A 7816-nucleotide genomic window follows, 5' to 3' on the forward strand; every position below is an offset into this window, starting at 1 on the left:
TCACCGCTTCCAAGGGTTCATCTGCTAAGGCCGGCCTCCCGCACTGTAGCCCGCACCTCGATGGATGTGAGGATGACCAGCGCAGAGCAGCAGCAGCTCGCGCCCGGTGGGTTGACATTCCCCTATAGGGAAACGTGAAAGATGAATACAGACCGGTCGGGTATGGCCGGGATTGTCTGACCGTGGATGGAGAGTGCGATGTCCGAGAATCGTGGAGGCGGGATGAGCGTGGCGTTGATCGCCATCGGCGCGGTGGGGCTGGCAGTTGCGTGTTGCGGCGGCCCGGCGCTGATCGCGGCGGGTGGACTCGCGTTGGTTGGTGGAGTGCTGGGCAGCTGGCCGGTCTTGGCTGTGGCGGCCCTGGTGATGGCCGCCGCCGTGGTGTACACGGTGCTTCGGGCGCGGCGTCGTTCGGCCGCCCGTTCAGCGGAAACCAACAGCGCAGGCCGCGAGGGTGCTGGTGAGCAGGTGTTGCCAGTGATGGTTGACGACTGCTGTGCTGTGCCGAGCCCTGCAGTGGTGCCGCCGAATAAGGAGCGGCGCCAGCGGGCGGCGCGCAAGTGAGGCGCGGTTCGGGATCCAGCCTGTTGCGAAGCCGTCGAGGTCGTGGTTTCGCCGTCGCCTTGGCAGGGATCGCGGTGGCGTTGCTGCTTACCGGGTGCGGAGCGCAGACGTCGCCGGGCGCGGCAACGGGCCCGTCGGGTGGCTCAGCTGCCGGGTCCTCGTTCCCGTCCACGACGGTGCGGACGGTGTCCGGGACGAATTTGACGGTGCCGAACAACAAGCCGGCTCTGTTTTACTTCTTCACCGCCTCGTGTTCGAGTTGCGTGACGGGCGCGAAGTCCGTCGGGGCGGGTGTGGCGAAGGCTGGCTCGGGGGTGCAGGCCGTCGCGGTCGATCTGGACCCCGGCGAGCCGGTGAACATAATCAACGGGTTCATGCAGGACGTCGGGAATCCGCCGTTGTCGGTGGTACGCGACGACGGGACCCTGCTGAAGCGGTTTAACGTGGACGCGCTCGGGTTGACGATGGTGCTGGATAAAGCCGGGCGGGTGGTCTACCGCGGGGTGGACCCCTCAGCGGCCCAGACGGCCCAGGCCATCGCGGCCGCGGGCTCATAGGAGGCGTGTTGGGTACCTTCGCTTTCGCCTTCGCGGCGGGCATGCTGTCGACGGTGAACCCGTGCGGATTCGCGATGCTGCCCGCGTTCCTCGCCTACTACATTGGCCGCGACGAACCCGGCGCGCAGCAGAGCCTCGTACGGCGTGCGCTGGTCGGGCTCGGAGCCGGGCTGCTGGTCAGCGCCGGATTCGCCGGAGTGCTGAGCGTGGCCGGGCTGCTGGTCGCACTTGGAATGCGCAGCCTGATCGGAGCGGTGCCGTGGGTAGCAGTGCTGGTCGGTGTGCTGCTTGTCGGGCTTGGCACCGCTTTGCTCGCCGGCCGGCACGTCGGGTTCACCATGAACTCCAGCCGGATCGCTCGGCAAGGACGCGGCCCGAGCGCGATGCTCGCCTTTGGTGCCGCGTACGGGGTGGCGTCCCTGTCCTGCACCCTCGCGGTGCTGCTTGCGGTGATCGGCCAGGCTCTGGCAGCTGGCAGCGCGGTCGGCCTGGTGGTGGTGTTCGCCGCGTACGCAGCCGGAGCGGCGATGGTGCTGGTGCTCTTGGCTCTGTCCTCGGCCCTGGCCAGCGGCCTGCTGGCGCGGATCCTGCACCGCACCGCAAGGTATGTGCCCCGGATCGCCGGGGCGGTGCTGCTGCTGTCCGGGATCTACCTCGTCGCCTATTGGGCACCTGCGTTGGTCGCCGGGGGCGCGAATGAGAGCCTGGCCACGACCGGCAGCCGCATTTCCTCCGCTATGACCGCTTTCCTCAGCAGCAACATAGGTCTGGTCACCGGCTCCGCCCTGGCCGCGGTCGCGGTCATCTTGATCAGCGCAATTCTCGTCCGCGCGCGGAACCGATCCCGGAACACAGTGACGGCCGACGATGACGAGCCGCGATCACGGTAATCGCAGCCGGGAAATTCGAGGCCGCCGTGGGACGGTGGCCGCGCTGGACGAGGGACCGAGGAGATCGATGCTATCGAACAACGACCGCCGGCAGGCGGCGCGCTGTCAAGCAAGGAGGACATCGCTATCATCGTGACCCACGGCGGCAACAGTCCGGTTGCCCCCCAGGTTCGCCTGGCCGAGCGGCTACTGACCGCATCATGCAAGAGCGCCGACAGTTCGACACCGACCCGGAATTCCGTCCACACCGCTCGGACGGTCCGAATTCGGCCCGCCTGGCGTGCGCGTAGCCGCGGGGCCCGGACGTCGCTCCAAGTGGCCGATCCGACAGTCTCAGCGGCGGCGCCACCGTGTGGCTAGATGGCTTCGCAGGGTGACCACGGCAGCGAGGCCGAAGACTTGGTGGGCGAGGAAACCGTGCAGGTGGGTGACCAGCGGTAGGCGCGATTCGGGGCGCTGAAGCCGGCCGTCGGTGTCACCATGTCGTCGGCGATCAGTTGCCCCCGGGTCGGACAGCGTCCTCCATCGGCCGGGGCCTGCTTGGCTGCACTTCGTTGAGCTTGGTGCTCACCGGCTCCGCAACTTTCGTGCCGACGTAGCCGCCGACTTACGCGGTGAGTACGTCTTCGATCGCTCCTGGGATCTTCACGCTGATCTTTTCACGGCTCTTGAGGGAACGAAACCAGCTCGGGCAGCTCTTCAGACCGCCCCTCCCGCGCACGAGCTCAGGCCTTGATGTGGTCGAGGGCGGCGAGGTAGGCCTCGTTGTAGGTGGGGTATTGGGCGACCTGGTCGCGGAGGGTGTCTAGCGGTATCCGTGCCCGGATGGCGAGCGAGGCGTGGTGGATCCACTCCCCGGCCAAGGGTGCGACGGCCCAGGCGCCGACCAGCACCTTCGCCTCGGTATCGACCAGGAGCCCGAGGTTGCCGACGGGGTCCTTCTCGTAAGTCCAGGGCCGGGTGATTGCGTCGGCGAGGTCGAGCTCGGTGGCTGTGGTGTGCAAACCGGCGTGATCGGACTGCTGCTGGGTGAGCCCCACCGCGGCGATCTCCGGCTCCCCGAACACGACGCGAGGGATGCCGTCGTAGAACGCTTTCCGCGTCCCGCCGAGGATCGCCTCGGCGGCGATGCGGCCCTGGTACTTCGCCACATGGGTGAACGGCATGACCCCGGTCACATCGCCGATCGCCCAGATGTTCTCGGCCGCCCGGCACTGGTCGTCCACCAGCACCTGACCGTGCTCACCGAGCGAGACGCCGACGTCCTCGAAGCCGAGGCCGCCGCTGCGGGGGCTGCGGCCGGTGGCGAAGATCACGACGTCTCCGGTGGCCGTGCTGCCGTCCTCGAGCTCGATCACGCTCGCGCCGCCATCGCGGCGCCCTCTTCGGACCACCGCGTTCAGCCGCACGTCGACCCCGGCGCTCTGAAGGTAGTGCTTGGCAAGCTCCCCGACGCGCGGATCCTCGCGGTCGATCAGCCTGGGGCCACGCTGCAGCAGGGTGACGTTCACACCGAACCGGGAGAGGAACGTCGCCGTTTCCACCCCGACGGCGCTCCCGCCGACGATTACGGCACTGCCGGGCAGTGACGTCGCGGTGTAGGTCTCCCGGTTCGTCCAGGCGGTGATGTCCTCCAGACCCTCCAGTGGCGGCACGACCGCATCGGAACCGGTGGCGATGATGATGTGCTCGGCCAGTATTTCCTGCTCGCCGGCCTGGATACGGCCAGGGCCGGTGATGCGGGCATCCTCTTTGATGACGAGGGCACCTCGCTTGCTGTAGCCCTCGACCTGGCCAGCGTCATTGAGGTTCCGGATCATGTAGTCGCGGTAGTCGCTAGTCTCCGACCAGTTCAACTCCGCACCGCTGACTCCGGCCGCTCGCTGGACCTCGGTCTGCGCCTCCGGCGGCCGCAGCACGGTCTTCGAGGGGACGCAGGCCCAGTAGGCGCATTCCCCGCCGATCAGCTCCCGCTCGATCACGGCAACCTTCTTGCCAGCCTTCATCAGCCGGCTCGCCGCGACCTCACCGCCGGGGCCCATCCCGAGCACCGCAACATCGACACGTTCACTCATTAGCTACTCCTTGTGTTGTCGTCATTGATCGTTTCGGGTGCCGTTGGGCGTCGGCTGGCTCTTGCTGATCGTCGGGTCGCTGAGCCGCCTGTGTTCTAGCAGCAGCTGTCGGCGCCTGACGGGCCGCTTCCCTCCTGGGCATTCTCGATCATGGTTCGAGCCATTTGGGTGCCGAGGGCGTAGGCGTCGGCCACGGGCATGACTTCTCCTCCTGGGTGTGTCTCGAGCCAGGTTTGCGCGTCCTCGGCGGACGTGAAGTAGTGCACCTGGTTGCAGAACGCCGATCGGATCGAGGTCATGTCCTCGGGATTGACGAGGGAAACCACGGCGGTCTCGGGCGAGACCGACTGAACCCCGTGGGGGCCGACGGTGACGGCGATCGGCTCGCCGGTTGCGGGGCTAACGGACTCGACCCGCGCTGACGCGTCCAGCAGGGTGGGGAAGATCAGGGTGTCCAGTGCGCACCAGGTGTAGAGCTGCTCACCGTTGACCTCGAAGCGGTGCGGGGTGGGACGCAGGGTGAGGCCCTGGCCGATGATGCGGCCGTACTCGTACTCGATGTCGGGAACCGCGGCCAGCGCCTGTTGCACGTCGGCTTCGCTGCGCCCGGTCACCGTCGCGAGGGTGCTGACCTCAACCGGGTCGCCTTGGGCAAGTAGTTTCATCAGCGGCAGCCAGAGAGAGGCTTCCTGCCCGGTCTCGCTCGACGTGAGGCGCTCTGCGAGCGTGTCGTTCTCGGTCATTGTGACCCGCTTTCGTTGTTGGTGTGATGAAGGAACAAGGGGTTACGCGGCGCAGCAGGAGAGCTTACTGACGTCGGTGCTGAAGGACTGCGCGGCGATCCTGATACCCTCGGCCATGGTCAGATAGGGGCTCCAGAGCTTGCCGACCTGGTCAACCGTCATGCCGGCTTCGAGGATGTAGACCCCGGCCGCGGCAAGGTCGGCCGCTTCTTTCCCGACAGCGGTGAGTCCGACTATGCGGCCGGTGTCTGCTTCGGCGACCATCTTGATGAAGCCGCGGGTGTCGCGATTCACGATCGCTCGGGGCACGTACTCCAGCGGCACCACCTGGCAGCGGCAGCGGACCCCGGAGTGGTTGGCTTGCTTGTCCGTCATCCCGACAGCGGCGACAGTAGGGCTGGAGAAGATGATGCGGGGCAGGTGCCCGTAGTCGATCTTGCGGCCGGCGTTGTTGAACGCGTTCTCGGCCACGAGTGCACCGTGCGCCGCGGCGACATAGACGTACTCCGGATGCCCGGTCACGTCGCCCGCTGCCCAGATCCGCGGGTTCGAGGTCGCGAGTTCATCGTCGACGACGACCTCGCCAAGATCCCCGGTCTGCACACCTACTGCCTCGAGGTTCAGTCCCTCGGTTACGGGCCGGCGACCGGTGGCGACGAGAAGCCGTGCCGCCCTAAACTCCTCGCGGCCGCCCGAGACGGTGGCCGTCGCGAGGATCTCGCCGGTCGTCGGGTCGGCGCTCACGGAGGTGAGCGCGGCGCGACGCACCACCCGGATACCCTCGTCGGCGAACACCGCCGCAAGTGCGCGGGCGACCTCCGGCTCCTCCGTGGAGGCCAGTCGCGACCGGACCAGCATGGTCACCTTCGATCCGAGGCGGGAGAAGAGTTGCGCCATCTCGATCGCCACCGGTCCGCCACCGAGGACCAGCAACGATTCCGGAACCTCCGACACTTCCATCGCCGTCGTCGAGGTCAGAAAGTCGACCTCCGCCAGCCCCTCGACCGTCGGTGCCCACGGCCGTGATCCGGTCGCGACCAGATATTGCTCAGCACGAACGGGAACCTGGCGGCCCTCGAAGTCCGTGACGGTCAGCGCCGGGTCGTCGGGGGATCCGGTGAAGGTGGCGTCGCCCTGCAGCAGCTCCCAGCCGTACTCGCCGATCAGATCGACGTATTTCTCCGAGCGCATCCCCTCCACCAGCACCCGCTTCCCCTCGATCAGCGCCGGCATATCCACCGGCTCCACGGACGCGTCGATCCCCGGGAACCGGGCGGCGTCCAACGCGACGTGGCGTGCCTCGGCGGCCGCGACTAGTGCCTTTGAGGGCACACAACCGGTGTTCACACAGGTACCGCCGACGGTCGACCGCTCGATCATCACGACTCGCTTGCCAAGGTTGGTCGCCCGAATCGCGGCGGCGAAGGCACCGCCTCCGGAGCCGATCACCGCCAGATCGAACTCGGCGGGTGCGCTGTTGGTCATGAGGACTCCTGAATACGAGGTGCAGATGCTTCGATTTCCCCCATCATGCGCCTTGCCCTATAAGGCAAGGTCAACCCCCCGTGCCGAGCACTTGCGAGAACTCCAGCAGCAGCTCGGGCGGCTCAAATGATGCCCACCTCGCTCCCGTCCCAGGCCACGCACCGTGTTCACGTCGAGGCCTCTCGGGTTGCGCAGCGCCGGGTCGTGACGATCGCGGTCCCCGTCGCAACATCGTGCGCCAAGGAAGTGACCGCCTGGCCGTTCCTCAACGTATTCGGCACGCGCGCACGACATCCCCCATTTTCCCCTATACTGGACGGTCAGGTGGGGCTCCGGGAGGGTCAGATGCGAATCGGTGAGGCCGCGGCAGCGGCGAGCATGACAACGAAGGCGCTGCGGTTCTACGAAGTCGAGGGACTGCTTCCGTATCCGGAGCGGGCCCCGAACGGCTATCGGGATTACGGAGAGGAAACCGTGGGCCGGCTGCAGTTCATCCGCCGAGGGCGGGCCGCCGGACTGAACCTGGCCCAGATCCGCGAGATCCTCCGCCTGCGGGACGCCGGCACGGCGCCCTGCCGCCACGTCGTGACGCTGCTCGGCAACGAACTCGAGCGCCTGGACGCTCAGATCGCCGAGCTCACCGCGCTGCGCGCCACGGTCGCCAGCTTCCACGAGGCCGCCAACGCCGGGGATCCAACCCGGTGTGACGCGGAACTAATCTGCAGCTACGTCTGAAGCCCGACACAAAGGACGCATCAGGCAGAAACGAAACCGCGCCCGAAGCTGATCGTGCCGACCACTTTTGGCCAGAACGAGGTCACACCAGCCGCCACCGCTCCCTTTTGACAAAACTTCGGTCCGGACGGTCGACGCACTTGGTACCGGCTCGCTGACGGTCATCTCACGCCAGCGCTCGACGAGCTACTGCGTGTCGTGCTCTACGTCGAATCTGGCTGCTGCGCCGAAGAGAACTGCACCTTCGCATGACGGCCATGAGTCCCGCACTTGCCGACGAGCGCCGGCACGTCCTCCAGCACCGAATCCGGGATCGTCGCTGCGACCATCATCTATAACTGGTCGAGGCCGTTGTCGCGATCGCCGCGGGCGCCGCCGCATCATCGGCGGCGCTGATCGGCTTCGGTCTCGACTCGACAATCGAAATTCTGTCTGCGGCGGCTGTCGCGTGGCGGTTCACACGTCGCGACTCCGAATGGTGGGAGAAGGGCACACTGCGGGTGATTGCGGCCTGCAGGGGGCAGTCGTTCGCGCTCACCGGTACCATCTCATGGACGATGCCGGCGCTGTCTATTGCTGCTCTGGTTTTGTCGCTTGTTGCGGACCCGGACTCGACATACAAGGTGACGTTCGCGGTCACGGCGCACTCCTCTCTCATATCAACTCATTTGCCGTTCGGCGCTCTTGCCGAAACAGCGCCGACGGTGAATGAGCAAGAGACCGTGAAATACCGGAGCGAGCGCAGCGACGCTTCTATATCTGTCAAG

The 7816-nt window shown here is 66.8% G+C and carries 8 protein-coding genes; 4 read left to right on the top strand and 4 right to left on the bottom strand.

The genetic code is table 11. The annotated features are described in order from the left end of the window. The first annotated feature begins 198 nt into the window (after window positions 1-198). The 3 genes from JNB50_RS18920 to JNB50_RS18930 all read left to right on the top strand — a co-directional run bounded on the left by JNB50_RS18920 (window position 199) and on the right by JNB50_RS18930 (window position 2011). Complete coding sequence (locus tag JNB50_RS18920; RefSeq protein ID WP_168688434.1) at window positions 199-564, top strand: hypothetical protein; 366 nt, start codon at window positions 199-201, stop codon at window positions 562-564. Window positions 565-749: 185 nt separating this feature from the next. Continuing rightward, complete coding sequence (locus tag JNB50_RS18925; protein ID WP_168688435.1) at window positions 750-1121, top strand: TlpA family protein disulfide reductase; 372 nt, start codon at window positions 750-752, stop codon at window positions 1119-1121. Between the two features lie 5 nt (window positions 1122-1126). Beyond that, entirely contained in the window at window positions 1127-2011 is an 885-nt protein-coding gene (locus JNB50_RS18930; RefSeq protein ID WP_021763754.1) for a cytochrome c biogenesis CcdA family protein, read from the top strand. A 725-nt stretch (window positions 2012-2736) separates the two neighbouring features. On the opposite strand, the gene JNB50_RS18935 is transcribed toward JNB50_RS18930, so the two are convergent. The 3 genes from JNB50_RS18935 to merA form a co-directional block, all read right to left on the bottom strand. Beyond that, complete coding sequence (locus tag JNB50_RS18935) at window positions 2737-4086, bottom strand: NAD(P)/FAD-dependent oxidoreductase (protein WP_021763755.1); 1350 nt, start codon at window positions 4084-4086, stop codon at window positions 2737-2739. 95 nt (window positions 4087-4181) lie between these two features. Then, window positions 4182-4829 (bottom strand): organomercurial lyase MerB, encoded by a 648-nt coding sequence (gene merB / locus JNB50_RS18940; protein ID WP_021763756.1) that lies wholly within the window; start codon window positions 4827-4829, stop codon window positions 4182-4184. Between the two features lie 42 nt (window positions 4830-4871). Next, window positions 4872-6314 carry a mercury(II) reductase gene (gene merA, locus JNB50_RS18945; RefSeq protein WP_021763757.1) on the bottom strand — a complete coding sequence of 481 codons (1443 nt, stop codon included), beginning with the start codon at window positions 6312-6314 and terminating at the stop codon, window positions 4872-4874. Window positions 6315-6659: 345 nt separating this feature from the next. Here merA and JNB50_RS18950 point away from each other — a divergent pair, with 345 nt between their 5' ends. Beyond that, complete coding sequence (locus tag JNB50_RS18950; protein ID WP_039922792.1) at window positions 6660-7049, top strand: heavy metal-responsive transcriptional regulator; 390 nt, start codon at window positions 6660-6662, stop codon at window positions 7047-7049. A 328-nt stretch (window positions 7050-7377) separates the two neighbouring features. Here JNB50_RS18950 and JNB50_RS18955 read toward each other — a convergent pair whose 3' ends face one another. Next, on the bottom strand, window positions 7378-7689 hold the full coding sequence (locus JNB50_RS18955; RefSeq protein ID WP_155829054.1) for a hypothetical protein: 312 nt from the start codon (window positions 7687-7689) through the stop codon (window positions 7378-7380). Window positions 7690-7816: the final 127 nt, after the last annotated feature.

The organism is Leifsonia sp. TF02-11 (genome assembly GCF_017565305.1).
In the GTDB taxonomy this organism is placed as follows: domain Bacteria; phylum Actinomycetota; class Actinomycetes; order Actinomycetales; family Microbacteriaceae; genus Leifsonia.

Excerpts from the sequence above, each read along its gene's own strand:
- JNB50_RS18920 (WP_168688434.1), top strand. The coding sequence starts at position 199 with ATGTCCGAGAATCGTGGAGGCGGGATGAGCGTGGCGTTGATCGCCATC.
- JNB50_RS18935 (WP_021763755.1), bottom strand. The coding sequence starts at position 4,086 with ATGAGTGAACGTGTCGATGTTGCGGTGCTCGGGATGGGCCCCGGCGGT.
- merB (WP_021763756.1), bottom strand. The coding sequence starts at position 4,829 with ATGACCGAGAACGACACGCTCGCAGAGCGCCTCACGTCGAGCGAGACC.
- merA (WP_021763757.1), bottom strand. The coding sequence starts at position 6,314 with ATGACCAACAGCGCACCCGCCGAGTTCGATCTGGCGGTGATCGGCTCC.
- JNB50_RS18950 (WP_039922792.1), top strand. The coding sequence starts at position 6,660 with ATGCGAATCGGTGAGGCCGCGGCAGCGGCGAGCATGACAACGAAGGCG.